Origin of the sequence: Sorangium aterium (genome assembly GCF_028368935.1) — a bacterium.
In the GTDB taxonomy this organism is placed as follows: Bacteria; Myxococcota_A; Polyangia; order Polyangiales; family Polyangiaceae; genus Sorangium; species Sorangium atrum.
Genome location: NZ_JAQNDK010000002.1, coordinates 1,260,157 through 1,286,483, shown reverse-complemented (window position 1 = coordinate 1,286,483; position 26,327 = coordinate 1,260,157). Strand labels below are relative to the sequence as shown.

General features: G+C 70.5%; 19 protein-coding genes. 8 read left to right on the top strand and 11 right to left on the bottom strand.

Translation table 11 applies throughout. The annotated features are described in order from the left end of the window. Positions 1 to 143: 143 nt before the first annotated feature. From POL72_RS19860 to POL72_RS19845, 4 genes are all read left to right on the top strand, one after another. Entirely contained in the window at positions 144 to 2,537 is a 2,394-nt protein-coding gene (locus POL72_RS19860; protein WP_272097027.1) for a hypothetical protein, read from the top strand. Between the two features lie 159 nt (positions 2,538 to 2,696). Next, positions 2,697 to 3,800, top strand: a complete 1,104-nt coding sequence (locus POL72_RS19855; protein WP_272097026.1) for a serine/threonine-protein kinase — start codon at positions 2,697 to 2,699, stop codon at positions 3,798 to 3,800. A 7-nt stretch (positions 3,801 to 3,807) separates the two neighbouring features. After that, complete coding sequence (locus POL72_RS19850) at positions 3,808 to 4,458, top strand: hypothetical protein (protein WP_272097025.1); 651 nt, start codon at positions 3,808 to 3,810, stop codon at positions 4,456 to 4,458. An 8-nt stretch (positions 4,459 to 4,466) separates the two neighbouring features. Further along, positions 4,467 to 5,465, top strand: coding sequence for an MBL fold metallo-hydrolase (locus POL72_RS19845; protein ID WP_272097024.1), 999 nt, complete (start codon positions 4,467 to 4,469; stop codon positions 5,463 to 5,465). A gap of 4 nt (positions 5,466 to 5,469) precedes the next feature. Here POL72_RS19845 and mobA read toward each other — a convergent pair whose 3' ends face one another. Then, the gene (mobA, locus tag POL72_RS19840) at positions 5,470 to 6,129 is read right to left on the bottom strand and encodes a molybdenum cofactor guanylyltransferase (protein WP_272097023.1); all 660 of its coding nucleotides are present in this window, start codon (positions 6,127 to 6,129) and stop codon (positions 5,470 to 5,472) included. A gap of 126 nt (positions 6,130 to 6,255) precedes the next feature. Between mobA and POL72_RS19835 the strand changes: the two genes are divergently transcribed. Next, positions 6,256 to 8,898, top strand: a complete 2,643-nt coding sequence (locus POL72_RS19835) for a DUF8189 domain-containing protein (protein WP_272097022.1) — start codon at positions 6,256 to 6,258, stop codon at positions 8,896 to 8,898. A 32-nt stretch (positions 8,899 to 8,930) separates the two neighbouring features. Here the strand turns inward: POL72_RS19835 and POL72_RS19830 are convergent, their stop codons facing one another. Together POL72_RS19830 and POL72_RS19825 are read right to left on the bottom strand one after the other, a co-directional pair. Further along, the gene (locus POL72_RS19830; protein WP_272097021.1) at positions 8,931 to 9,821 is read right to left on the bottom strand and encodes a LysR family transcriptional regulator; all 891 of its coding nucleotides are present in this window, start codon (positions 9,819 to 9,821) and stop codon (positions 8,931 to 8,933) included. Between the two features lie 124 nt (positions 9,822 to 9,945). Further along, positions 9,946 to 11,832 carry an FAD-binding oxidoreductase gene (locus POL72_RS19825; RefSeq protein ID WP_272097020.1) on the bottom strand — a complete coding sequence of 629 codons (1,887 nt, stop codon included), beginning with the start codon at positions 11,830 to 11,832 and terminating at the stop codon, positions 9,946 to 9,948. A 232-nt stretch (positions 11,833 to 12,064) separates the two neighbouring features. Between POL72_RS19825 and POL72_RS19820 the strand changes: the two genes are divergently transcribed. Next, positions 12,065 to 13,360 carry a CapA family protein gene (locus POL72_RS19820; protein WP_272097019.1) on the top strand — a complete coding sequence of 432 codons (1,296 nt, stop codon included), beginning with the start codon at positions 12,065 to 12,067 and terminating at the stop codon, positions 13,358 to 13,360. Positions 13,361 to 13,524: 164 nt separating this feature from the next. On the opposite strand, the gene POL72_RS19815 is transcribed toward POL72_RS19820, so the two are convergent. Next, on the bottom strand, positions 13,525 to 14,655 hold the full coding sequence (locus POL72_RS19815) for a glycoside hydrolase family 11 protein (protein WP_272097018.1): 1,131 nt from the start codon (positions 14,653 to 14,655) through the stop codon (positions 13,525 to 13,527). A gap of 25 nt (positions 14,656 to 14,680) precedes the next feature. On the opposite strand from POL72_RS19815, the gene POL72_RS19810 reads away from it, so the two are divergent. Continuing rightward, a complete protein-coding gene (locus POL72_RS19810) occupies positions 14,681 to 14,950 on the top strand; it encodes a hypothetical protein (protein ID WP_272097017.1) in 270 nt (89 codons plus the stop codon). Between the two features lie 345 nt (positions 14,951 to 15,295). Here the strand turns inward: POL72_RS19810 and POL72_RS19805 are convergent, their stop codons facing one another. The 5 genes from POL72_RS19805 to POL72_RS19785 all read right to left on the bottom strand — a co-directional run bounded on the left by POL72_RS19805 (position 15,296) and on the right by POL72_RS19785 (position 21,569). Continuing rightward, entirely contained in the window at positions 15,296 to 15,538 is a 243-nt protein-coding gene (locus POL72_RS19805) for a DDE-type integrase/transposase/recombinase (protein WP_272097015.1), read from the bottom strand. A gap of 72 nt (positions 15,539 to 15,610) precedes the next feature. Further along, positions 15,611 to 16,453, bottom strand: a complete 843-nt coding sequence (locus tag POL72_RS19800; RefSeq protein ID WP_272097014.1) for a hypothetical protein — start codon at positions 16,451 to 16,453, stop codon at positions 15,611 to 15,613. Positions 16,454 to 16,513: 60 nt separating this feature from the next. Continuing rightward, complete coding sequence (locus POL72_RS19795; RefSeq protein ID WP_272097013.1) at positions 16,514 to 18,364, bottom strand: vWA domain-containing protein; 1,851 nt, start codon at positions 18,362 to 18,364, stop codon at positions 16,514 to 16,516. A gap of 272 nt (positions 18,365 to 18,636) precedes the next feature. Further along, positions 18,637 to 19,605: a type II secretion system protein GspC gene (gene gspC / locus POL72_RS19790; protein WP_272097012.1), complete on the bottom strand. Its 969-nt coding sequence runs from the start codon at positions 19,603 to 19,605 to the stop codon at positions 18,637 to 18,639. A gap of 404 nt (positions 19,606 to 20,009) precedes the next feature. Next, positions 20,010 to 21,569 (bottom strand): BNR repeat-containing protein, encoded by a 1,560-nt coding sequence (locus POL72_RS19785; RefSeq protein ID WP_272097011.1) that lies wholly within the window; start codon positions 21,567 to 21,569, stop codon positions 20,010 to 20,012. A 339-nt stretch (positions 21,570 to 21,908) separates the two neighbouring features. Between POL72_RS19785 and POL72_RS19780 the strand changes: the two genes are divergently transcribed. Further along, complete coding sequence (locus POL72_RS19780) at positions 21,909 to 24,434, top strand: TonB-dependent receptor domain-containing protein (RefSeq protein WP_272097010.1); 2,526 nt, start codon at positions 21,909 to 21,911, stop codon at positions 24,432 to 24,434. A gap of 93 nt (positions 24,435 to 24,527) precedes the next feature. Here the strand turns inward: POL72_RS19780 and POL72_RS19775 are convergent, their stop codons facing one another. Together POL72_RS19775 and POL72_RS19770 are read right to left on the bottom strand one after the other, a co-directional pair. Next, entirely contained in the window at positions 24,528 to 24,905 is a 378-nt protein-coding gene (locus POL72_RS19775) for a DUF1304 domain-containing protein (protein ID WP_272097009.1), read from the bottom strand. A 140-nt stretch (positions 24,906 to 25,045) separates the two neighbouring features. Continuing rightward, a complete protein-coding gene (locus POL72_RS19770) occupies positions 25,046 to 25,726 on the bottom strand; it encodes a sialate O-acetylesterase (RefSeq protein WP_272097008.1) in 681 nt (226 codons plus the stop codon). Positions 25,727 to 26,327 lie beyond the last annotated feature (601 nt).

Here is a 26,327-nt window from a genome sequence, read left to right as displayed (position 1 = left end):
CCTTGAGGGAGCCGCCTGAACGAGCCAGTGTCGAGCTCGCCAAAATCCGGTTGTGACGCGGTACGACCGCGTTCTGCCCGGTCGGATTCCTGTTGCGCCGGGATCTTGAACGCGGCCACGCTCTCTTACCTCAGGAGAGCTTCATGCCCAGCGATGTCACCGTCCGGATCCGTTCGCCCCGAGGGTTCGTCGACCTGCCTGGCACCGTGGATGCCGTCGGGCCAGCCGCGTCCTCCGCCTTCGAAGAGCGAAAGTCCGCGCCAGGCATTCACCTGCTCGCGGACGCGGTGAGCGACAGCGCTTATGCCATCTCGCTCTCGGCGCCGGTCCCCGGGGAGAGCCTCGCGGCGCTCCGGGAGCGCGAGGGCAGGGCGCTGCTCATCGTGTTTCCCGGCCACTCGCCCGTGCGCAGGCGGCTCTGCGCCGTCGCCGTCTCCAACGTCGAGGTCGTACCGGATCCGGGCGTGGCGTCGCAGGCGGCGCCGCTCGACCTGAACGCGGGGCGCGAGGGCGCCGCGCCGCTCTGGCTCCTGCCCGCCGGGGTGTTCAGCGCGAGCCCGACCCTCGGTCCCGACGGGCCCGCCGCCCGGGATGCCCTCGTCACCGCGGCCCGGTGGATCTCGTCGCGCCGGACGAGCACGCTCACGCAGCTCTTCCCGCCGAGCGCGTTCCACCCCGAGGAGCCGGTGCGCAAGGAGCGGCTCTCGGCGCGCCGGGGCGCGGCGCTGCTGGATCAGGCGCGCGCGGCGCTCGAGATCGCGGCCGTGGGCGGCGACGAGGCGAGGCGCGATCCGACCGCCGCTGCGACCCTCCGCTCGGCGGCGACGACCATCCTCTCGCACCTCATCGCGACGTCGCTGGACGACCGCGGCTTCGCGCCGGTCGCCGAGCGCGCCGCCGAGGAGATCCTCGCGCTCATCGACAGGGAGGCGGGCGACGAGACGGCCCGGCCGGCGCTGCGCGCGCACGCGATCCACCTGCTCCAGCTGCGCGCCCCGGGGCTCACGTCGGCCCAGCAGGAGCGAGCGCGGGCGCTCGTCCGCGGGCTGCTCCGGGAGGCGCCGCCGTACGACGAGCTCACGGGACCGTGGAACCTCGCGATGTGCGGCGCCTCGGAGTTCCACGAGGGCGAGTGCAACATCCTCGTGTCGACCCACGGCTTCAAGGAGATCGCCCTCCCGCCCGAGGCGCCCCCGTCGCCGAACGGCTGGAGCCCTTACCGCGCCTTCGAGGCCCCCTTCAAGACGCCGGCCGGCGAGCCCATCCGCGTCTTCGCCCGCGCCGCCGCCCCGCGCGACGAGAACCTGGAGATGGGGATGGCGTTCTTCATCGGGCTGCTCATCAACCGGCACGCCCAGCTCGGCGCCTTCGACCTCCGCGCGGCCGCGGTGCAGGTGAAGCAGGAAGGGTACAAGCTGATGATGAACTCGCAGTGCGCGGGGCTCACCACGCGCTTTGCCATCTCCCAGATGTTCCCCGACGCGGACATCTACTCTTCGTGGGGCTCGACGTATTTCAGGACCGGATCGGACGGGGTGGTCACCTCCTCCGAGGGGGTCGACTGCTTCGTCGCCGCGCTGCGCGGGATGAGCGAGCGCGCGTCGCACGCCGAGCTCGACGCGCGCCTCCGGAAGGCGCAGTGGCCCCACCCGCAGGCGCGGGTCCCCGGGTTCTCGCAGTTCGTCGGGCCCTCGCACCCGCTCGTCGTCGCCCGCTACTCCGACGTGAACCGGGACGGGCGCGCGGATTACTACGACGGCTTCCTCGACTTCCAGCTCACGGACATCGCCGAGGACATCGAGGCCTCGATGACGCCGCGCGACCCGGGGGTGAGCGCGTCGCAGATCGGCGGCGACGGCGCAGCGGGCCTCGACTGGGCGGCGGGCAGCCTCAATCGCGTGGCGCAGTACTCGGACATCTGGGCGGGGCTCACGGGCCAGAGCGAGCTCTACTATGCCTTCCAGTCGGGGGGCTTCTTCAGCCACCGCGAGCCGCCGCTCGACGTGCCCACGGGCGACGCCGTCCAGCAGGATCTCGGGCGGCTCCCGGCCGTCACCCGCTTTCAGCAGAGCAAGGAGGCGCTCGGCGGCCTCTCGGTCGAGGTCATGTTCCACAGCCACCTGAGCCACGCGGCAAAGGAGCTGAAGCGCCTGCTCTGCGCGGCCGACGCCATGCGCCGCGCCTTCGATCTCGGCCACCTCGCGGGCGAGGAGGCGCTGTCGACGCCGCGAGGGCAGCGCTGCGCCATGCTCCTCACGATGGCCGGTCTGCTGGAGTTCCCGGCGGACCAGAACCGCATCGACGGCCTGTGGTCGATGGCGCTCAGGGCGCTGCGGCTCCCGGAGGTCTCCCGCAGCGCGGTGCGCGCCTGCATCACCGAGGAGGACCACGAGCTGTCGAACTACTACGGATCGCGCCGCGGGCTGGGGCAGCTGCTGGCGGCGCTCGAGAAGAGCGACCCCGTCGCCTTCGAGCAGCTCGGCGCCGACGACCCGCTCGTCGGCAGGCTCGCCGAGCTCGACGCCGGCGCCGTGTGACGACGCTATGTTGACCCAGCGACCCAGCGACCCAGCGACCCAGCGACCCAGCGAGCCGACGAACCAGCGAGCCGACGAACCAGCGTGACCGCGCCGACCGGCGGGGACACGGGCCTTGCAAAGAGGGCCTTGGAGGGGCTATGCCCGGAATGGGACTTCATGCTGTGCCCTCGTTGCCATCGGCGGTACGCGGATGACCACCGCTTCTGCCCGCACGACGGAGAGAAGCTGGTCGCGAGCCACGACATCCGGCGGATCCGGTCCCAGCCCACCGAGCATGTGGGCACGATCGTCGCCGAGCGCTACCGGGTGCGGGGCCTGATCGGCAGCGGCGCCATGGCGCAGGTGTTCCTGGCGGAGGACACGAAGAGCGGCGCGCCCGTCGCGCTGAAGCTCCTGGAGCAGAGGTTCCGCCGCGAGCCCAAGGTGAAGGCGCGGTTCCTCCTGGAGGCCAAGGCCGCGGCCACGGTCGTTCACCCGAACATCGTCGAGGTCCTCGATATCGGCCTCCATGAAGGGTCGCCCTACCTCGTGCTGGAGTTCCTCTTCGGCGAGTCGCTGAGCTCGCTGCTCCTGCGCGAGAAGCGGCTGTCCCCGGAGGCCGGCGTCCCCTTCCTCCTGCAGGCCGCGGCCGGGCTCGGCGCGGCCCACCGCGCGGGGATCGTCCACCGCGACGTGAAGCCCGCCAACGTGTTCCTCGTCGGGGAGAAGGGCGACGCCTGGGCGGCCAAGGTCGTCGATTTCGGGTTCGCGAAGCTGTACGAGCACTCGGGGCTCACGCAGGCCGGGGTGACCGTCGGCACGCTGGAGTACATGGCGCCGGAGCAGACCGTCAGCGACCCGCCCGACGGGCGCACGGACGTCTACGGCTTCGGCATGCTCATGTACCGGATGTTCACCGGCCGGCTCCCCTTCAGCGTCACGCGGAGCTCCTCCCCCGCCCTGGCGCCCGCCATGGACGAGGCCGTGGTCCTGGCCAATCAGCTCGTCACGCCGCCCCCGCCGCCCAACCTGGGTGAGAGCCCGGCGTCCCGCGCGCTCGAGGCGGTGATCGCGAAGTGCCTGCGCAAGCGGCCGGAGAACCGGTATGCCTCGATGGAGGCGCTCTGCGAGGATCTCGCCCGGCTCGGGCGGCCAGGCGCGCTGGCGGCGCACGCGCCGATCGCCTCGCCCGACGTGTACGCGGCGCAGACGCCCTATGGCGAGCACGCGGCGCGGTTCCTCTACAAGCAGCTCGGAAGGGTGTACGGCGCAGCGCCGTAGCCGCGGCATGCCCGGAGCGCGCTCCCTCACGCGACGCACCGGTGCGCGCTCCCTCGCGCGACGCCGCGCTCCCGCGCTGGCCCCTTGCGCCGCCGCCCTCGGCTGGCTGCTCTGGCCGCTCGTCGCGGGCGCGTCGCCCGAGGAGCCGCTGCAGGCGGCGCCGGCGGCCGCCGCCACGGAGCCCGACATCCGCCCCACGCTGGCGTGGCTCCTCGTCCAGCTCGTGCCGAGCCCCGAGCTGTGGCTCGAGCCGGGCGAGGCGCACTTCGGGTTCCGGTGGCAGGTGACGCCGCTGCTCTACTCGTTCGGGATCAACCGCAAGCTCTCGCCGTGGCGCGCCTTCATCGCGGAGCCGCTCACGCGCCACTCCGGCTCGATCGAGCTCTTCGGCTCGCCCGGGTACGTCGCCCGTCCGGGCGCGTTCGCCGATCGCTGGCTGATCCGGGGCGGCGTCCGCGCTTATTTCCCGCTCCTCGATGGAGGCGACTACCTGTCCTGCTCGCTCGGCGGATCCGCGCTCTTTGCTCGAGGGCACGTGGCGGCCTCGTACGAGGCGGGGGTCTATACCCTGTTCGGCGCCCTGGGCGCGCAGGTGGCGACCACGCCGACCGCCGCCTTGCGATCGACCACGTTCACGCTCAGCATCCGCTACTTCTGACGCCGCGCATGGCCACGCGCCCCTCCTCGTCGCCAGCTCGCCTCTTCGCCGCGGCGCTCCTCGCGCTCACGGGCCTGTCGTGCAGCGTGCCCGCGCGCATCCTGGAGAGCAACGTGGCGAGGCTGTTCGCGAGCCCGCTGCCCGTGCCGGACAAGGTGCGCGCGCCGTACCGCCCCGAGGCGCGGCTCGCCGCGCTGTGGGTCGGGCACGCGACCGTGCTCGTGCAGATCGACGATCGATGGATCCTGACCGACCCCGTCTTCACGTCGACGGTGGGCCTCATGGTGAAGCGGCTCGTCGAGCCGGGGCTCGCTCCGGAGGATCTGCCGCCCATCGACGCCGTGCTGATCTCGCACATGCACCTCGACCACCTGTCGCTCGGCTCGCTGTCCCTGATCGAGCCGAAGGTCCGCGCGCTGCTCGCGCCTCGGGGCGGGCTCGTCTACGTGCCCAACTATAGCTTCGCGTCGTTCGAGGTCCCGACCTGGACGACATGGCGGCAGGGTGATCTGAAGGTCACGGCCGTCCCGGTGCGGCACTCCGGCTATCGCTACGGGCTGGACCGGGACTGGATGACGGAGAGCTTCACGGGCTATGTCGTCGAGTACCATGGGATCGCGGTCTACTTCGGCGGCGACACCGCCTACGACCGCGACGACTTCGTGAAGACGCGCGCGCGATTCCCCTCGATCGATCTGGCCCTCTTGCCGATCGCGCCGGTGGGGCCGCGCGAGTTCATGGAGAGCAAGCACGTCGATCCGGCGGAGGCGGTGCAGGCCTTCCTCGACCTCGGGGCGCGGCGGATGATGGCCATCCATTTCGACACCTTCATCAACAGCACCGATACGTTCGGAGAGGCGCCCCGCGAGCTCCGGCGCGTCATGGCCGCGCGCGGGCTGGGGCCGGATCGGGTGTTCCTGCCCAGGCACGGCGAGCAGCGGGTCCTCATCGCGAGGGGCGAGCCCGGGGGCGCGGCGGCGGCGAGCGCGGCGGCGCGCGGCCAATAACGGGTCAGTCGAGCTCGCGCAGCGCCGCCGCGTAGTCCTCGGGCGTGTTCAGGTTGCGCAGCGATCGCAACGCCGGATCCGCAGCGCGGAGCCGAGGATCCGAGAGCAGGAGCTCCGGATCCGCGACCAGGGTGCGCGCCCGCTCGAACAGCGTGGAGAGCCGCAGCCTGCCCTCGGCGAGCAAGGCCGCCACCTCGCCGCGCACCGAGCACGCGTACACCGCGGCGAGCGGGTGATGGTGCCCCTCCGCCCGCGGCACCGCGATGGCGTGGCCGCCCGCCTGGAGATCCGCGAGGCGCCGCACGAAGGCGGGGTGCAGGAAGGGCGAGTCGGTCGAGGAGACGTAGGCCCGCTCGGCGAGCGGCGCGATCGCATCGAGCCCGGCCGCGATGCCCTGCAGCGGCCCGCGGCCCTCCACCGGATCGCGCGCGAGCAGCACCCCGTCCGGCAACGGCGGCAGCTCCTGTCCCGGCGCCGCGACCACAACGATCGGCCAGGCCGCCTCGCCGAGGCGCCGCACCACCCGCTGGAGCAGCGCCTCGCCCCCGAACGGCAGCCATGCCTTGGGGCGCCCCATCCGGCTGCTCTGCCCGCCGCACAGCACGACGCCCGCGAGCCCGGCCACGCGGCCCGCGCCGTCGCCGTCCTCCGAGGGCGCTGTCATGAGCTGCACCGCCGCCCTGCATACCACCCCGCCTCGGAACATGCGCTCGCTGCGCGCGCCGAGCGCTGCCGCCGATGCCCCCGTGCCACGGCACAGACACTGCGTCACCTCGCGGACGGGGGCAAGATGCTGGTGTCGCTCGCCGGCGCGATGAGCACGGCCGAGCTGGGGGTCTCCCTCGCCGAGATGATCCGCCAGGGAAAGGTGGACATCATCTCGTGCACCGGCGCCAACCTCGAGGAAGGGCACCTGCTCGGTTGGGTGAGTGTCCCGAGGCGGTGCGTGCATTTTTGCACCGGCCTGGGCGCGCATTGCGAATCGACGGTTCGTCCGCCGGCGGGTACCAAAGCCTTACAACGACGGCAGGGCGGGCCTCGCGCCGCCCGCCCCTTCGCGGGGGTGCGCGCCGCCCCGACCCGTTCAGGGCGCCGTCATCCCACGCACCAAGGAACCCCAATGACACTTCGGCCGACTCACCTGTCTTTCGTGGCACGCGCCCTTCCGGCGTCCATTCTTTTGTATACAGCTTGCGGCACCCCCGGCGTCGATCTCGAACCCGCACCCGACGGCGCCCCTGCGGCCGAGGTGTCGGCCGCGCTATCGTCTTCGACGACCGTCATCAATCGAGAGATTCCGATTCGGTTCGTTCAGTTCGTCGACGGAACCAACGACTCGCTCGGCCGGACCGCCCTGAACGAGCAGATTGCCGGCGCGAACGCCGCCTTCGTCAAGGCGGGCATTCGCTTCTCGCTGGCCGCATCGGTCGTCGTCACGAGCCCGACCTTCACCAACATCGGCGGCAGCTACGCCTGGCCCTCGCCCCCTTCGTCGGCGCCCCCCGTCGCTTTCAACCCCGGCTGCGCGGCCCCCGGGCTGAGCGGCACCGAGTCGGAAGAGATGGCCCTCTTTCGCGCCGCCTCGCTCTGCGGCAACGAGAACGAGATCGTCGTCTTTACCGTGCGCTCGAGCAGCCAAGCCTGGGGCGCCTACCCCTGGGAGGGCAACGGCATCATCGTGCAACGCTACAACATGGGCGCGGGCAACCGCACCTTCGCCCACGAGCTGGGGCACTACTTGGGCCTCTCGCACTCGTTCCGCGGCGCGGGCCTCGGCTACGATCTGTCGAACCCCAACCTCAAGAACCCCGCGACCGGCGCCCCCGCCAAGCTCGCCGACTTCTGGGACCTCGTGTACAAACCCGCCGACCTGCCCCCGGCGACCACGACCAACGTCTACTTCTCGAGCCGAGTGCAGGCGGCGGGCTACCCCGAATCGTCGCTGCGACCCATTCAAGGCAACAGCGGCTGGGCGCAGAACCCGCTCGGCTTCGCCTGCTTCGGCTCGCTCAACAACTGTCCCCCGGCCGAGCCCGACCGCACGTTGCGCTTGGCCGTGCCGCGCACGGGCTTCGAGTACGCCGACTGCAACCAGGCCGACCCCGGTTACAGCCAAACGTGCCTTTGCGTCAGCTTCCCTTCGGCCTGCGACATTCTTTATACGGGCGACGACGGATTGAAGGGCCTCGGCCTCACGCTGCCCGGCCACACGCCGTCGGCGCCGAACCTCGGCGCCAACCTCATGAGTTATAACTACGATCCGGGCTACACCGGCGACCGCTGGTCGCTCAGCGACTCGCAGGTCGAGCAGGTGAAGCGCGTTCTGACCCACGACGTCGACTCATCGTGGTTCGCCGGCGCCAGAGGCAAGAGGCCCGCGCTCGGCATCGGCAAAGGCTGGAGCGACTGGGAGCCCGTCGGCGCCGGGGTAAGGGGGCTTCCGGCCGCCGCGACCAAGCCGTCGGGCCAGCTCGATCTCGTCGTTAGAAACGCCGACGCCACCTTCGGCAGCAAGGTGCAAAACCCCGGCTCGACCCCCTCATGGTGGCCGTCGCAGCTCGGCCTGGCGGGCCTCGGCGGCTCGTCGAGCAAAGCGCCGGCGCTCGTCAGGCGGGGCGACCACCTGAGCGCCTTCATGCTCGGCAATGACAGCTCGGTTTACCACAAAGTGTGGGACCCTATCCTCGCCGGCTGGTGGCCCTCGCAAACCACGTGGGACTCTCTCGGGGGACCCGCTTCGGCACCGCCGGTCGCCGTCTCGCCCGACCCCGACTCGCTCGACGTATTCACGCTGAGCGCGTCGGGCAAGGTCTTGCACAAGTCGTGGTCGACCTTGACGGGCCAGTGGTCGCCCTCTCCATCTGGCTGGAACGACCTTGGCACGATGGGCTCCGCGCCGACGGCCGCCTCGTGGGGCGCCGGCCATATCGACGTCATCGCGCTCGACGCCAGCAAGCGGGCGTACAACAAGGTCTATAACGCGTCGGCCGGCTGGTGGCCCTCGCAGACGGGCTGGCAGGGCCTCGGCGGCAAGCAGTTCGCCGAAACCCCGGTCGTCGATTCGTGGGGCGCCGGCCACCTCGACATCGTCGGCCGCGGCGCCGACGGCCGCGCGTACAACAAGGCTTGGGAGGCGTCGGGTTGGTCGCCCAGCCAGACCGACTGGTATGACATGGGCGGCGACCTCGCGGGGCCCCCGTCGGTGGTCTCGTCGGACGTCGGCCACCTCGAGGTCGTCGCCCGGAGCACTGACGGTCGATTGCTTTACAAAGAGTGGAGCGCGGGCAGCTGGTGGCCCGGGCAGACCGACTGGGCGACGCTCGCCGTCGACGTCGGCGGCGACCCCATCCTCGCGAGCTCGGCCCCGGGCAGGCTCGACGTCTTCGTCGTGGGCCCCGACGGCACCCTCTGGCACCGTTCGCGGGACCTTTAACCCCGAATGGCCCCGGGGCAGGGCGCCGCTCATCAGCGGCGCCCTGGGGTCCCAAGGTGCCCGCGCAACGCCTCGGTGACGAGCTCGATGACCGCCCTCACCGGCTCGGCGAGGGACGCCTCTTTGCGGTATACGATCGAGAGCCGGCTCTTGCCGAGGCTCTCGCCCGTGAGCCGCCGGAGCGAAGGCTCGAGCGAAGCGAGAATGCAAGGCAAGATGGTGATGCCCATGCCGGCGACGCAGGCGGCCAGAAGGTCGCTCACCTCGCGGTACCGCATGAGCACGCGGGCGCCTTCGCTGCGCTCTTCGAGCCACCGGGCCAGAGGGGCGTTGCTGATGCCGACCTCGAACCCCAACAGGTCGTGCCCCCGAAGGTCGCGCGAGCCGACCGAAGCCGGGTGCCGCGCCAGGTAGGCTTCCGATGCATACAGCGACCAATCGAGCTCGCCGATCTTCTTGGCGATGAGATCGTCGCCGTCGACCGTGCCCGAACGCAGCGCGACGTCGGCCTCGCCCCTTCTGAGGTCGGCCGGGCGGCTGCCGCTCAGTATCTCCAAGACGATTTCGGGGCGGGCGGCCTGGAAGGCGCCAATGTGCGGGGCGAGCAAGCGGCCGAAGGCTGAGGGGGTGGCCAGCTTGATCCGAACCGTTTGCGACCGCACGGCCGCTTGCACCGCGAGCGCCGCCTGATCCATTTGCTCGAGCAGCGGCGCGACCGTCTGGCCTATCGCCGTGAGCGAAAGCCCCTCGGGGCCGCGCGTGAGCAGCGGGGCGCCCAGCGCAGCTTCGAGCGCCACGAGCCTGCGGCCTACCGTCGAGTGCTCGACGCCCAGCGAGCGCGCCGCGCCAGCCAACGTTTTGGCCCTCACGGCCGCGAGGGCGTAGCGAAGGTCATTCCAGTCGAGGTCCGACGGCTTGGTCACGAGGGGTACAGCTTAGCCCAGGTGTGCCTTCGGCTGGAACGTCACGAAGCTGGCCGGCACGGACAGCGCGCGCGGTAGGTCGTCGTGCGGCCAGCAAAGCACACACGCGGCCGCGCCGCCCAGGTCAAGGCGAGGGCGCTCGCCCCTGCTCCTCCGCGCTCGACAGCGCGACCTCGCCGAGCACGCCGTGGTTCGCCGCGCCGAACACGTTGTCCGGATCGACGGCCTGCTTCACCTGCCGCATGAAGGCGCGCGCGCCGTCGGAGTAGATGTCCTTCACGAAATCCTGCCGGATCTTGCCGATTCCATGATGGTGGGAGAGCGACCCTCCGGCGGCGAGGATCTCCTCTCGCGCGGCGTGCTCCATCTCGGCGTAATGGCGCACGGGGTCGTCGACGCCCTTCGCGTAGAAGCCGAGATAGAAATAGATGCAGACCCCCGTGGGGTAGACCTGGGTGATGCGCCCGGTGAAGAACGGCTTGCCCGGCAGGCGCCGCTGCTCGTGCTCGCGCAGGACGCGCTGGCGCACCCGGTCGTAGAGCTCGAGCGCGCGGCTCCACGGGACGCTCGTCTCGAAGCTCTCCGCGATCGCCCAGTGCTCGAACGTGAGATCGCGGATGTACGCGATGCCGAAGGTGAGCTGATAACCACGCTCGCCGTTCGCCGCGCCCGCCTTCATCCCGCCGTGCTGCGCCGCGATGCGGTAGAGCGTCTTCTCCTGGAAGTCGACCTCCTCCTTCGTCCCCTCGAACACGAGGGTGGCGACGGCGAGCTGGTGCGGATCGAAGCCCTTGATCCGGGTCACAACGAGCTTCTCCGCCTCGCTCTTCACCCGGGCGAGCACCCCGGACTTCTTCGGCTTGAGCGCCTGACCGAAGTGGAACTGCGTGTTGTCCATGACGCGCACGCTCGCGGGCAGCGCGCCGGCGCCCTGCAGGTCATAGAGGAACGCGAGCCCGCGCGCGAGGTCGGGGAAGATGACGCTGCCGTAGCGCTGGACCTCGGGCAGGGGGAACAGCTTGACGACAGCGCTGGTGACGATTCCATAGTTGCCCTCGCTGCCGAACATGCAGTTCTTTGGGTTGGCGCCGACGCTCTCGCGCGGGGCCACGTGCGGCCGCTCGACCACGCCATGCGCGGTCACGACTTGCATGTCGAGGACGAGATCCTCGATGTTGCCATAACGGTTCTTCTTCATCCCGCTCGCGTTCGTCGCGATCCAGCCCCCGAGCGTCGAGAACTCGAGGCTGTCGGGCTCGTGCCCCATGGTGAGCCCGTGCTTCTCGAGCTCCGCGACGATGTGCCGCCCGGTCGCGCCCGCCTCGATGCAGGCCATGCGGTTCACGGGATCGAGCCAGAGGATCCTGTTCATGCGCCGCATGTCCACCGCGATCACGGTCCGCTCCTCGTGGATCGACAGGCGCAGGGCGTCCGTGACGTTGGTGCCGCCGCCGAACGGGACGAGGCACGCGCCGTGCTGCTTGGCGATCTCGGTGACGCGCACGACGTCGTCGTGCGACGCGGGGAACACGACGAGATCCGGGACGCGCTCGAGGCGCTCGTAGCGGATCGCCCAGATCTCGGCCCCGGTGTGGCCGTGGCCGCGCCGGAGGCGCACGAGCGGATCCTGCGAGATCTGATCGTCCGCCAGGAAGCCGCGGAGCGCGGCGAGCAGCTCGCTCGCGACCTTGGCGTCGGGGATTTGAGGCGGGTAATGCGGCTCGTTGCGGTTCTCGTAGGAGAGCGGCGCGGCGAGCGTGGCCGACATCCACGGGATCAGCGACGGCAGCTCGACGTTGCTGATGCTGTACCGCGTGCCGGTGAGCACGACGCTGCCGCTCGGCTTGACGACGAACCGGGTGTCGGCAAAGCCCCAGCCGTCCTTGCGCTCCTCGTCGCGCGCCTCGTCGCGCGCCGCGGGGCCCGGCACGATGCGCGTGCTCGACGGCGTCGCGCCGCGCGAGGAGAGCAGCGTCGAGCCCGAGGGAGTCTCACGTCTTCGATTCACCATGGAGATAAGACCTTCCAAGCAACCCGCGCACGAGCGCGCGTCCAATCCGGCGTAGATCGCGCTGGAGCGGGCCGGACATCCATCGAGGGAGCGCGGCCGCCGATCGACGCCGCGGCTCCTCTGGGCCTGCTCAACGCGCGGCGATGGTGGCACGAACGTCTGCGGGCGTACCACCGGATACTTGGGCGTGGCCGCGGGCCCGTGGATAATGCGCGCAGAGACGCCGCTCGCGATGCGCCCTGCCCCTTTCTTCCTCGCGATGTGCGCAGCGGCCGCGCAGATCGGCTGCGAGCGGCCTGCCAACGTGGGCGCCGGGCTCGCGCCTCCGCCCATCGTCGCGCCGGCCGCGCCCCGCGACGTCGCGGAAGCGACCCGGGAGGCCCGCGCCGCGCCGGCAGACGCCATCGCCGCGCCGGCCGCCACCGCCGCGCCGGCAGACGCCACCGCCGCGCCGGCCGCCACCGCCGCGCCGGCAGACGCCACCGCCGCGATCACGTTCCTCGCCGGCGGCGACGTCTGCCTCGGCAAGGCGCTCGGCCAGGAGCTGCTCCGCGATCCGGCGTACGATCCGTTCGCCTCCGTCGCGGCCCTGTTCGCGTCCGCCGACGTGCGCTTCGTCAACCTCGAGAACCAGCTCAGCGACCAGGGCGGAGAGACCCAGCACGCGCGCCATCCGCTCGTGTTCACGGGCCCTCCGGCCGGCGCAGACGCGCTCGCGCGCGCCGGCATCGGCGTCGTGTCGCTCGCGAACAACCACATGTGGGACTACGGCAAGGGCGCGTTCCTCGAGACGCTCGGCCATCTGGAGCGCGCGGGCGTCGCCTACGTGGGCGCCGGCCGGACGCGGCTCCAGGCGTACACGCCGGCCATCATCGAGCGCCGCGGCTTCCGCGTGGCGCTGCTCGCCGTGACCGGCATCTGGAACCAGGGCTCGCTCTGGCAGCACCCGGCGCGGGAGTTCGTCGCGGGCGCGGAGCGGGACGGGCTCGCCGCCGCGGTGCGCGCCGCGCGCAAGCAGCCCGGCGTGGACGCTGTCGTCGTGAGCTACCACGGCGGCACCGAGTACCTGGACACCCCGCTCCCTCAGGCGCGCGCGCTCGCCGGCGCCGCCATCGACGCGGGCGCCGACGCCTTCGTCGGCCACCACCCGCACGTGCTCCAGGGCATCGAGCTCCGCCGCGGCCGGCCCATCTTCTACAGCCTCGGCAACTTCCTCATGAAGGTGAAGAGGACCGGCCCCGCGGTCGAGCTCGCGATGCTTGCGCGCCTGCGCCTGCGGCGGGGCGCGCCGCCCCTCGCGGAGATCTGCCCCGTGCGCAGCGAGGGCCTCGGGACCGTCCCGCTCGCGGCCGACCCCCGGCGCGCCGAGACCGAGGCTGCGTTCGCCAAGCGGATGCGCCGCGTCTCGGCGTTCGTCAAGGGCGATCCGGCGATCGGCCCCTTCGCCGCCGACGGCTGCGCGCCGCTCGAGCCCGCGGCGAAGGCGGCCCCGGCGCCGCACCCGGAGATCGCCGGCCCGATCCGCTGAGCGACGCGTCGCGGCCTTGCGGCGGGCACGCGCGCGAATCGCTCGGCACCGTCGGTCGGCGCCGGCTGTTGGGCGGAGGCCGCCCGAAAGGGCGCCCGCGAAGCGGGTCGGAGCGAAGCGGAGAGCCTCGATGGCGTCGAGCACGGCGCCATCGAGGCATTGGATCAGGGCGTCGCGTTCCAGACGCGACCAGACGCAGTTCCATTGCTACCGGGGTTGAACACCTCGACGGCCAGGACCTGATAGGTGGGATCGTCGCTCGCGTCCAGGTTGTTCGTGTTCGGAAGGATCCAGCCGTTGTCGGCCCATGCCTTCACGTGATCGGCGAATACGATCTTGTGATCCTGCCCGAGAGCCTGCGGCTGAGCAGGCTTGCTCCAGTATTGGTAGAAGGTGGAGCGACCATTGATAGAGGGCTGCTGCTGCCGCGTCGAGCGGTACGTGGAATACTGAACTCCATCGCTCGTGAAGGTCTTGCCAGCGGTAGCGCCCTGGCTGGGATCATAACTCCATCGCTGCAGGATGTAATACTCCACCAGGTGTGCCGCGTTGGAAGTGGGCATGGTCTTGTCGTACCCCCAGCCGTACAAAGCGATATAGCTCGCGCCGCTATCGTTATTGAGGCGGTAGCCGATCACCCTCTTCTCATCTCCGTAATGCCATCCTGGACCACCGACATAGTTATAGCCGCCGCCCTGCCAGGTCACGCTGAATTCGCCATTCGGGTCCACGGTCAAAGACGTAGAGCCGCCGTCTTTCCAGTGAGTGAAGAAGAACTCACCGACGTGGCCCGTCGCGTGATTCGAATTGATCACGGTCTTCTCAGTGTATTGCTGAGTGTAGGCTGAGTACTTGGAGAAATCGGGGAGGGGGTCGGGCGTGACCGTCGTATCCAACTCTCCATCGTTGGAGAAAATAGCAAATCCTGCGATGGTCGGGCTCTCCACACCCTTAATCAGCTCAATCGTGACGCTGCCGTCATTCACCGCAATATCCGCGAAGGTCTCCGTGTAGCCCACGTCATGACCAACCTCGGCATAAATATCCAGATCATTGACAACCGTGTTGCCTTCAACCGCAACGCTAAACTTGCGCGAACCAGCGCTGGTTTTATCGATTTCCGCAAAATGCAACTTCACGGTGTATTTGCCATTGGCAGTAACCGGGACTTCATACTTGAACGAACCATACCGCTCTGTTTGATAAAGCTGCCCACCAACGACAGAGTCTTGCGTGCTGTTGGTCGAACCACCGCCAGAGTATTTGTCCGCCTGGTACTCTACGCCATCAACCATTGAACTCGAACTACTACCGGAGTCAATGGCGACCACCAATGCGAGATCGCCGCCAGACGAGCTGGAGCTGCTCGAAGATGAGCTGGAGCTGCTAGAAGACGAGCTGGAGCTGCTCGAAGACGAGCTAGAGCTGCTAGAAGACGAGCTAGAGCTGCTAGAAGACGAGCTAGAGCTGGAGGATGAAGAGCTGCTAGAAGACGATGAGCTGCTCGAGGGCCCTGTGGTATCGTCATCACCGCCACAGGCTGCCAGCGCGACTGACGCGAACGCCAGTATGAACCAACGAGAGAACTGATTCTGCTTTGAATTTTTCATAGATGTTTCCAATGTTTCCCGAAGATGCACACGAAGCGACTCGCCTGTCAGGGACTCTCTGTCGCGCATTGAGACCAGGGGAGACAACGACATTCGCAACTGATCACACAGGATCACGTAGTGCCATTCGCAGAGTCCGAAACCTTATCCGGACACCCATGCTCTCCCTGGAAGATCATGTGGTCCTTCGACTAGATTTATACGCCATGAAGCGACCGCGACACAACGCCATTTTGCGCGGTTTCATTGCTCGTGTTTCTCATCCAACATTGGCACAGAGGGAGCGGAAAATGCCAACAGGACTGAGACAGGCCGGACGAGAATCCTATGAGTGGATCGCGCAGAGAGGCGCGTTCCGGCTCCAGCCGACGGTCATGCGACTGAGCAGGTCGAGGACGACGTACAGGCAGTAGAAGACCCCAGGCAGCGGCCCGCGCAGCCCGGTGATGTCCCACGTCCAGATCTGGTTGGGGGCCGTAGCGGTGAGCGTCGGCTTGGCGTGCTTCATCGGCGCACGCTGGGCGCGCCGCTCGCCGCGCTCGCCGGAGGCGGCGAGCAGCCGGTACATCGCGCGGATGGAGGCGAGATGGACGCCGCGCGACAGCAGCGTCGCGCAGACCTCCGGCGGGGCTGGTCGACCTCAGGCCCGCCCGCGCCGCGCGCCGTCCACCTCGTCGACCGCCTCGAGCGCGCTCTCGATCTCACGGACGAGCTCGTCCGCCGCCTGCTGCTCCCTGTCGGCGCGCGCCTCCACGGCCGACGCGTCGAGGCGCAGCTCCACCCGCCGCAGCACCTCAGCGACCCGCTTGCCCTCCGTCGAGGCGGCGTCCACACGCCGCCGCTTCAGCGCGCCCAGCGCGGCCTCCACGGCCGGCACGAGCGGCGCGGCCACGACCGCGTCAGCGGCCCTCAGCTTGGCCCGGGTGCGCTTCGCAAGATCGAGCAGGCGGCCGCGCGGCGATCGGGCGCGCCGGCGCTGCACGACCCACCCGATCGACGCGAGCACGGAGGCGCCGAGCAGCACGGCCGCGCCCTGCACATAAGGAACGGCCGCGGGCGCGACGGGCGGGAGCACGGCGTCCGGCACCTCGACCGTGATGCCCCCGCGAAGGCAGCTGCCCAGCTCCTGCGCCGTCTGGAGCCGCGAGCGCGCGAGCGGCAGGAGCCGGAGCGGAAGGCACGGGGCCTCCACGCCCGCGAGCGCGCACGCGGGGGCTGGATCCCCGGTCGCGATGGCGTGGACCTCGTGGGTCGCGGGGTCGCGGCTCGTCATGTGGAAGCCGCCCTGCTCGAGGTCGACGAGCCCGCCGCTGTCGACCGACGCGCCGCCCGGCGCGCCCGCGGGCCAGGTCGTCGTCGCCGCGTCGATGACCGAGGCGTCGGTCGAGCAGACCAGCTTGCCGCGAAGGACGATCTCGCCGCCCGGCGCGACGTCGACGTGCTGCGCCGCCACATCGCGCCGGAGTGTGAATGTCTGGGTCATGTCCGCCCCTCGGCTCCGCCCGTGGATCGCCCTCGCGCCATCGTGCCCCGAGCCCCGCCCTCAGTGAAGGTGCGTCCGCGACGCCGTCTCGAGCAGCATCGCCAGCACGAGCGGATCGCCCAGGCCGCCCGCGGCCCCCGCGTGGCCGCGGAGGCGCGCGAGGCGGGCCGCATCCTTGAGGAAGAGCGGCTCCCCGAGCGCCTCGGCCGCGGCATGCAGGATCCCCTCCCGCTCGGAGAGCAGCGCGGCGGCGCGGTCGCGATCGCCGAGCGCGATCTGACGGGCGGCCTCGGCCAGCGTCTCGCCGGCGGCGAAGCCCTGGATCGTGCGGGCGACCGACGGGTCGACGCTCGCCGCGCTGTCCGCGTCGCCGGTCGCGTACGCGACCCGGAGCGGCGCCTCGTCCACGACGTTCTTCTTGGCGACGCGGTCCTTGAACTTGAGCTCGATCGCCGCGATGGCCCGCGTGTCCGCGCCCGCCGGGAGGCCCAGCTTGAAGAGCATCGCGTGGCTGTCGTCGCGCGAGAACGCCGGGATGAAGAACCGCATCCCGCCCTCGGCGTCGTCCTGCCGGTCCCGCTCGATGCCGTCGCGCCGCGCGGACTGCGCGTCCGCCGCGACCTCGATCGTCCGCACGCGCGCCGCCTCCACCTCGTTCAGCCGGCGCGACCCGTAGACCTGGAGCAGCTTCACGTCCGGCTTCAGCCGCACCCGCAGCTCGACCGCGGTCGCGACAGGATCGAGCCGCCTGTCGAGCTCCGTCGCGAGGGCCGGGGCGATCTGATCGGGATCGCGCAGGTAGTAGTACCCGCCCGCGCCGTCGCTCGCGATGGAGCTCATCAGCGCGCCGTCGTAGTCGGCGCCGAGCCCGAACGTGCTCGTCTGGACGCCGCCCTGGAAGGCGTCGAGCGCGAGCCTCGAGAGCCGCTCCGAGCTCGTGATCCCGGAGTTCGCGCGCCCGTCGGAGAGCAGCAGCACGACCTTCACCGCGCCCTCCGGGATGCCCGGCCGGCCGGCCTGCGCGTAGCCGAGCGCGAGGCCCTGGCCGATGTTGGTGCCGCCGCCCTCGCGGATGCCGTCGATCGTGGCCTTGATCTCCGCTCGCCGCGGCCCGACGGGCCCATCGTCGATCCTGACGTCGGCGCCGCTCGAGAAGGTGACAAGGGAGAAGTCGTCGTTCGCGTCGAGCTTGTCGACGAGCGCCCGGGCCGCGTCGCGCGCCCGCGCCATGGGCTCACCCTGCATGGATCCGCTCACGTCGAGCACGAGGTGCACCGACAGGTGCGGCCGCGCCGCGGGCGCCTGCGCCGTCGAGCGGAGCGCGACGCGCACGTGCACGGGGCCGCCGCCGGGCGGGACCCGCGTGCGCTCGAGGTCCGTGCGCAGGGCGAGCGCCGAGCCCTTCGGGACGTCGATCGACGGGGCGTAGCGGGCGCCGACGTCGCTGACGAGCTCGCGCCCTTCGGGTGGGACGATGCCGCGCGCGACCGCGGACTCGAACGCGGCGAGGTGGCCGCCGCCGGGGCGGTACGTGGTGGCGAAGCGGCCGTTCGGGTCGAGGCCCGCGGCCTCGGGCGCCGCGGCGCGGGCCGCGCCCTCGCCCGGCGCTCCGGTGGCCGACGGGGCGGGGACCACCAGGCCGTCGACGCCCGCGCGCCCCTTCCCGCCCGCCATGTCGAGAGTGGGGGCGGCGGGCTCACGCGCCGCCAGGGGTGCGGCGGCCGACCCCACGGCCTCGCTCTTCGCCTCGGCGGCGTTCCCCAGCGGCATCGATGCCGGGGACGCTTCCGAAGGCGCCGACGTCATCGGGGCTTCCTTCGTGCTGCACGCGATCCCCGCCCCCGAGAGCCCCAGCACGAGCGCGCCGCCGAGGAGCGCTCGCTTCACCCACGCGATTCCGAGTTCGTTCATGGTCTTCCCCTCCCGCGGACAGAGCGGGTGCTCGGTCTGACGGGTGAGCGCCGCATCTGTTCTGTCGCACCGCTCCCGAGCGACGGCCTCGGCCGCCGCCGGGCGCTCCAGCCAGAGACAGCGGCGATCGCACATTGTTCGGCAGGAGTCGTCCGTGCGCCGGCATTCGACCTCCGCGTGCCCGGCCGCCGCCTGCGTGTGCGACAAGCCCGGAGGCGCTCGGCGTCGCTCCTGCACGGAGCGCGGCTGCCGGCCCGGCCCGCCTCCCCGCCTCAGCGGATGTTGACCCTGAGCCTCGTCGGGCGGCCGTCGCGCTCGACGACGACGGACAGGCTCTTGTCGGAGCGCATGCGCGAGTAGGCCAGCATGGCCTTCTGTGGGTCGGTCAGGTCGATGCCGTTGACCGACTTCACGAGATCGCCGCTCTGCAGCCCGAACGACTCGAGCACCGAGCCGGGCTTGATCATCATCTTCAGCCCGACCACCTTGTCGTCCCGCATCTCCGGGACCGCCGCCGAAGTCTGCGTCACGAGCTCGGGCTGCGCGAAGATCTTCTCGGCCGCCGAGCGGTCGATGTCGATCTCCGTGTCGCTCACCCGCTGCATCCGCGAGGCGATCTCGGGCGGGACATCGCTCCTGCTGCTCGGGCGGTACGTCGCGCGGGACGGAGCCGGCGGTGCCGCCTGCGGCTCGGGCTCCTTCTTCCCGCCTTCTCCGCCCTTCTTTCCGAGCTGCATCTGGCAGCGAGCGCCCCCCGAGGTCGAGGTCATCCACACCCGATCCCAGGCGATGTCCTGGACCTTCCGGCCGCCGATCTCCCCGCCTCGCCGCCCGAGCGCCGTGTGTCCACCATCGCTCTCGAAGGCGGCGAACGACCATTCGGGGTCCTCGGACATGGCGATCAGCACGACGCGGCCCGTATCGCAGGGTGGAGCGAGGTAGGGGTCGAGCTGCGAGAGATCCGCCGGGACGGCGGGCGCGGCGCTCGGCGGGGGTACGAGCGGCCCTGTCGTCGAGTCGAACGGATTGCGCTCCAGGATCGGCGCCGCGCTCGGCGGGGGATCCTCGGAGAGCGGCGCCTCGACAGGATCTGCGACCGGGGGGGCGGAGGTCTCGCCGTCCCGCGTGATCTGGTGGGCGATGAGATGAGATACCCCGGAGGCCTGAAAATACGCGGAGACCGCGACCATTCCTCCCAGGATGAATGCGAATCGGCGCTTGACGAACGCGTCCGGGTTCATGGGTAACGCTCCTCCTGGCCGGAGCGCGCCGGGGCTCGCTGCGCGAGTGTCCCTTGCCGCCGCGGCGTTCGCGGCAGTGCACGCCCTCGCCACCGGCAAGACCGCGCCTCGGGACGAGCACCGAGCGTGCCTGCGCGGCGCCGAACGCGACGCGCGTCCCCATGTGGCAGGGATTGCCGCTCTGATTGGACCGCTCAGCGACGATTGACGCTTGTCCGATACGGACGCGGAGCGCGCCCCGCGAGCATCAGGTGCGTCGTCCGGTGGAACAACCGGAAGATCCGTCGATCAGGGCAGAGCTGGCGGGTAACGGGGACGGCGCCACGAGCGAGCTCGCGCGCTCGCCCGGGGGGATGGGGCGAGGAAGGGCGCGCTCGGGGACCGACGAGCGTCCTTCGCGCGGCTCAGCGGAGCGCGTACTCCAGGCCCCAGATGTCCACGGAGCTCCGCGCTGGGTAGTACACGGTGAGCTCGTCCGAGGCCTCGAGTCGGGCGGCGTCGATCAGAGGATCGGAGAAGAACCGGCCCGAGTCGGCGGCGTCGAGGAGCGTCCAGGTCGCGTAGCCATCGCTCGGGGAGGCGCCGGCGATGCGGAGATCGGGGAGGATCGCATAGACGTTCTCGGTGGAAGAGATCGCGAGCTTGCCCCGGAAGTTCTGGACCACCTTCAGGCCGATGCCGTGGCGCGCCCAGGTCCCGTCGGTGTCGCGGAGATAATGGAAGAACTCGCTGCGCGTTCGCGCGCTCGTGAAGTTCGAATTGTCGGCCTCGGCGTCGGGGAGGTGCGAGAGCAGCACATGGACGCGGCCGCTCGCGTCCACCGTCATGTGTTCCTGGTTGATGAGCCCTCGGTTCTGGCCGATGGGCCACACGGAGAGGCCCGTCGTGCTCCGTGTCACGAAGGAGGCGCCGGTCGTCGCGACCGTGGCGCCCGCGTTGTTCTTCCAGGTGCGCCCGTGATCGTCGCTGTAGACATACAGGAGATCGTGGTTGGTCGTCGCGTCGGGCGTGTCCCGCCAGCACCACGCCGCGTGCAGGCGCGAGCCGCCGCGCGTGTACGACAGCCCGTGAAGATAGGCGTTCATGCTGGCGTCGGTGCCCTCGATGTACTCGCCGAGCGCGGTCCAGGCGTGCGTCGTCGCGTCGTACTCCCACAGGTGCTCGTCGCCGCTGCCGCTCTCGCCGATCCGTGCGCTCAGGAGCATCCTGTCCCCGCCAGGCTCGGTGACGAACCGCGGATAGGTCACGAGGGAGACCCGGCTCGATCCGACGAGCGCGCTCGCGACGGCGCCGAAGCTCGAGGCGGCCCAGGCCGCGCCTTCCGGGTCCGTCAGGAGGCCCGTGACCGAGCGGCGGTAGTGCAGGTCGCTGCCGTGGTGATCGAACGCGAGGTGCAGCGTGCCGTCGCCTGGCGCGATCCCGAGAGAGATCGTGTTGTGGGCGTCGTCGGCGCTCAGCCGATAGTCCTTGAAGTCGAACTTCTCCCAGCCGCCTGCCGCTCCGCCGGGGCTCGTCGACAGCCGCCGTCGCGCGAGGACGACGTTGCGGTTGGTGTTCCAGAAGGCGGTGTACTGGAAGCCGCCGAACGACACCATCGCGTCCTGCTGGAACGACTCGCCGTTCAGGTAGCCGCCGTAGGACACCACGGTGAGCCCCGACTCCGCGAGCTTTCCCTCGCCGAGCTTGACGATCCCCGGCGCGACGGGCTCTGCCCCGCCGCCGCCAGTCGTCGTGCTGCCGACGGTCGTGCCGCCGCTCGTCGCGCCGCTGGTCGTCGCGCCGCCCCCCGCGCCGGTGGCTTCGGAGGTCGTCGCCGCCGCGCCGCCGCTGCCTGGGTTCGCGCCGCCTGAACCTGAGGAGGTCGACGACTCGGGCGTCGAGGGGCGCTCGCCATCGCTGCAGCCCGTCAGCCAGGCGACCGGCGCAAGGACGGGCAGAATGGAGAAGATAAGTCGGAGGGTCATGCGTTTGCCCGAGGATACTGCCGTACCGCAGCGGTACCAAGCGAGGCAAGCGGTGCTCCTTGAACAATCGCGGCAAACAGCTTTCCAGCAATCGCATTGCGCCGTCATCGCCCACCGACCGGCGCGGTCCGGAGAGGACGCTCCACACGAAGACCTGGCAGCGCAACGCGGTGTTCGAGCCGGTGAGGGGGAAGTGGGCGGTCGTTCGGCGTAGATCATGGCAGAAGCTGGCGGTCGTCCCCCCGGGACACCGCCATGCGACGAGAGCGATCCGATGCGACCGGTCCCCAGGAAGCCCATCAGGCCGCCGGCGCGAGCGCCGCTCACATGAAAACATCCATGGTTTCGACCACTTGGCCGCCACGCTGCTCGACCCAGCGCCCCGCTCTGCTCCTCGCTGAGCCGCCTCTCCGCGGCGCGGCGATGCGCTTCCTCCGGCGATCGACGGCAGCCGCAGCGCTGCTCGCGATCACGCTCGCGCCGTGCGTCGCCGCCGCCGCGCCCGACACGCCGCTGCCCCATGCAAAGCCGCCCGCGGAGCCGTCCGGTGATGCGCCGCCGGCACCGGCGGCGCCGCCCTCCGATACGCCGCCGGCGGCGCCGCCCCCCGATGCGGCGCCAGCAGCGCTCGTCCCACCAACGCCGCTCACGCCGCTCGGCGCCGACTACCCTGCTGGGGCGCATGGTGACGCGACGGTCCGCCTCGTCCTCACGGTCAACGCCGACGGGACCGTCCGCTCCGCGGTCGCCGAGGATGGCGCGGAGCCGTTCGCATCGGCCGCCGTGGCCGCCGCAACGTCGTTCCGCTTTGCGCCGGCCACAAGGAACGGCGCGCCGACCGCCGCCAGGATCCGCGTCGAGGTCCGCTTCACCGAAGCCGCATCGCCCGCGCCGCCCGACGCCTCCGCAGCCGCGCCGCCCGGCGCCTCCACGCCCGCGCCGGAGCGCCCGGCCACGGAAGCCGGGCCGGCGCCGAGCGCGCCGCGCGCGATCGAGGTCACCGTGCGCGGCGAGCAGCCGGCGCCCGGCGTCTCCAGCTTGAGCCGCGGCGAGGTCAGGATCGTCCCCGGCGCGTTCGGCGACCCCTTCCGCGCCCTCGAGGTGCTCCCCGGGGTGACCCCCATCGTCTCGGGGCTGCCGTTCTTCTACGTTCGCGGCTCACCGCCGGGCAACGTCGGCTATTTCCTCGACGGCATCCGCGTCCCCTACCTCTATCACCTGGGACTCGGGCCCTCCGTGGTCCATCCCGGCATCGTCGATCGCGTCGACCTCTACCCGGGCGGCTACCCCGCGCGTCACGGTCGGTACGCCGGCGGCATCGTCGCGGGCGAGACGACGCCGCCGCTCCCGTACTGGCACGGTGAGGGCATGCTCCGGCTCGTCGACGTGGGCGGGCTCGTCGAGGGGCCCTTCGCCGGCGGCCGCGGGGTCGCGCTCGTGGGCGGCCGCTACTCGTACACGGCGTTGCTCCTCTCGCTCGCCGCCCCCGAGGTCGCGCTCGATTACTGGGATTACCAGGCTCGGCTGTCCTACGAGGTCGTCCCGGAAGGCCGGGTGAGCCTCTTCGCGTTCGGCGCCCACGACTTCCTCGCGAGCGACGAAGACGGCGAGAGGACGACCCTCTTCGACACGACGTTTCACCGGCTCGATCTCCGGTACGACCAGGCCTATGGCCAGGGCAGCGCGCTGCGCGGCGCGCTGACGCTCGGCCACGACGAGACGGGGATCGGGGACGACCAGAAAGCGTTGACTCGGAGCCTCGGCGCGCGCCTCTCGCTCGCTCACCGGCTGCGCGACGAGACCACGATCCGCGCCGGCATCGACGCCGTGATCGACGACAACGAGATCGATCTCGGGACCGACGCCGGCGCCCCTCCGGGCGGCGTCGCGCCGGACGATGACGACGACGTCCCCGTCGACGATCTCCTCTTGAGCCGCGTCGACCTCACGGTGGGCGGCTACATCGAGTCCGACATCGCGATCACCCCGCGCCTGCGCATCACCCCGGGGCTCCGGCTCGATCTCTACCACTCGGACGGCACGGTCGCGCTCGCCGTCGATCCGCGGCTCTCGGCGCGGCTCTCCCTCGGGCGCGGCGTGACGTTCGTGCAGGCGCACGGCATCGCCTCCCAGCTGCCGAGCTTCGTCGTCCCGATCCCCGGCTTCCGCCCGCGCCTCGAGGACGGCCTCCAGCGGAGCTTCCAGTCGAGCGCCGGCCTCGAGCTCGCGCTGCCGGAGGACATCACGGCCACGGTCTCGGTGTTCCACAACGCGTTCTTCGACATGACCGACGCGCTCGGCTCGCTCGGCCTCGATTCGGTCGAGGACGCCTTCACGCTCCGCGCGCTCGGCGCCGCGACCGGCGTGGAGCTGTCGGCCCACCGGCGGCTCACGCGGCGCGTCGGCGGGTTCGCGTCGTACACGCTGTCGCGCTCCACGAGGAGCATCGGCCGAAGCCGGCAACTGAGCTCGTTCGATCGGACCCACGTGGCGAACGTCGCGCTGACCTACGACCTCGGCCGCGGGTACAGGGCTGGCGGGCGGTTCGTGTTCTACTCCGGGCTCCCCCAGAGGATCGGCGGCGCGACGCTCCCGCCGATCGGCGGCGTCCCCGGAGGCTCCGGATCCCTCGCCGGCGGAGCGCCGCGGTGGGAGCGGCTGCCGCCGTTCTTCCGCCTCGATGTCCGCCTGGAGAAGCGCTGGTCGATCGGGAAGTCGGGCTGGCTGGCGGTCGTCCTCGACGTGCTCAACGCCACGCTGTCGAAGGAGACCCTGCCGGGGAGGTGCGATGCGTTCTCGCCGTGCGAGCCGACGACGTTCGGGCCTGTCACCGTCCCGAACTTCGGCCTGGAGGGCGGGTTCTGACGCCCCGAAGGCACGACCCCAGACGCCACCAGCGAGGGACGTAAGAGACGAGCTGCTCTGCCGCGCGGCCGCCGTCGGCCGAGCCGCTTCGCTTCAGCCACCCGCCCGATTGGCGAGCAGGACCAAGGCGAGGCCGATGGCCGACGGGACGGTCTGCACGAACAGGATGGATCGCTTTGCCGTCGCGGCGCCGTAGACACCGGCGACGGCCACGCAGAGGAGGAAGAAGGCCTGGATTTGCCATGCAAAGGCCCTGTTCGGATGGATGACGCCCCAGAGCAGGCCCGCGGCGAGGAATCCGTTGTAGAGCCCCTGGTTGGCCGCCAGCGGCGCGGTGATCGCGGCGACCTCGGGGGTCGTACCGAACGCCTTGTACGCTCGTTCGGAGCGCCACAAGAACATCTCCAGGACGAGGATGTAGATGTGAAGGGCTCCGATCAACGCGACGACGATCTGAGAAGCGATCAGCATGCGGCGCACCTTACCACGCGCGCCCTGGTGCCGCGGATTTTCCCCTTAATTTCGAGGGGATGCTTCATGGTCGACTGACCGCAGCAGGCGCAGTTACCGCGGTCCTCCTCGGCGAGGGAAAAATGCGGGGACGCCTCAGGTCACCACCCCAAAGCGTCGATCATCTTCTCACCATAACGCGTGCCCATGAGAACAACGGACGCATGATCGAAGTGGTACTCATCCATGACCTTGGTCCCATCCTGAGAGACCCAGTATCCGTCAGGCAACATATCGGCCGCTTGGTGCACGAGGTTGTTGTGGCCGCTGCAGCACCCGCCCGCGGGGAGCTCTCCAAGGATGAAGGGAACGTCGTAGTCGACACCCCAGGCCTCTTTCACCTCGTTATAGAGCTGAACGACCTTGCCGGGCCATGAGCTCTGGCCGCTGTCGGACTCCCCCTGGTGGAAGATGATGCCCGCGAAGCGCGCATTCTCGGCCGTCTTCGCCTTGGCGATCTTGTTCAAGATCATCTGGTGATGCGTGCCGCCAGAGATGAACGTGTTGATCGATTCACCGCTCTCGGCCGTGCCGACCAGCCCGATCGTGTCCCCCTCAGGCAGCTTTCCGAGGAGGGTCTTGCCGAACCAGATGCCCGGGTCGACGGAGGTCGACAGGTTCCATCCCTTTTCACCAGGGCAGTCGTTGAGCGGCGGATTGGCCACGTTCCACTGTCCGGCCGGCTGATTGCATCCGCCGAGGACCTTGAGCCGGTCGTCAGAATTCTGGTCACTGGCCTGTTTGTCCGCGACGCCAGCCATGTTCGACTGGCCCATGAGCATGAAGATGTGGAACGTCGGACCCGAGCTCGACCCGCTGCTGGTGCTCGCCCCGCTGCTATCCGATCCGGTCCCCACCGTGGCACCGCCTCCAGTGCCAGCGGTCGTGCTGCCTGTGGCGCCGCCCCCGGTTCCCGCGGTCGTGCTGCCTGTGGCGCCGCCCCCGGTTCCCGCGGTCGTGCTGGCTGTGGCACCGCCTCCGGTCCCCGGACCGGCCCCTCCGGTGTTGTCGACCTCACCGGTCGCGCCAGGCGAAGAGGACTCGCCACAACCCGACGCAGCGAGCATGGCGAGGAGTGGGAGGAGCAGGAATCTGGCAGTGCCTCGGAGTGTGCGGTTCATCTGAGTCATGGTCATTACCTCGTCGCGCCCGGTCGCGATCAGAACAGAAGAGCGGAATTGGGGGGCCGGCAGTGCGGTGCCGACAGGACGAACCTCGCCCGCAAAGAGCTCAGCGCCGAGGCCTAACCTATCGCATCTCGGGCGCCTGGCATCCAGGATTCGGCCCGGGAGCGCGCGCGGAGGAGACCGCGGTTGATGGATTCTTTCATCGTCGGCGGCGTTCGTTCCCCCTGCCCCTCAAGCGCGGACCGGCCCTCTCGAA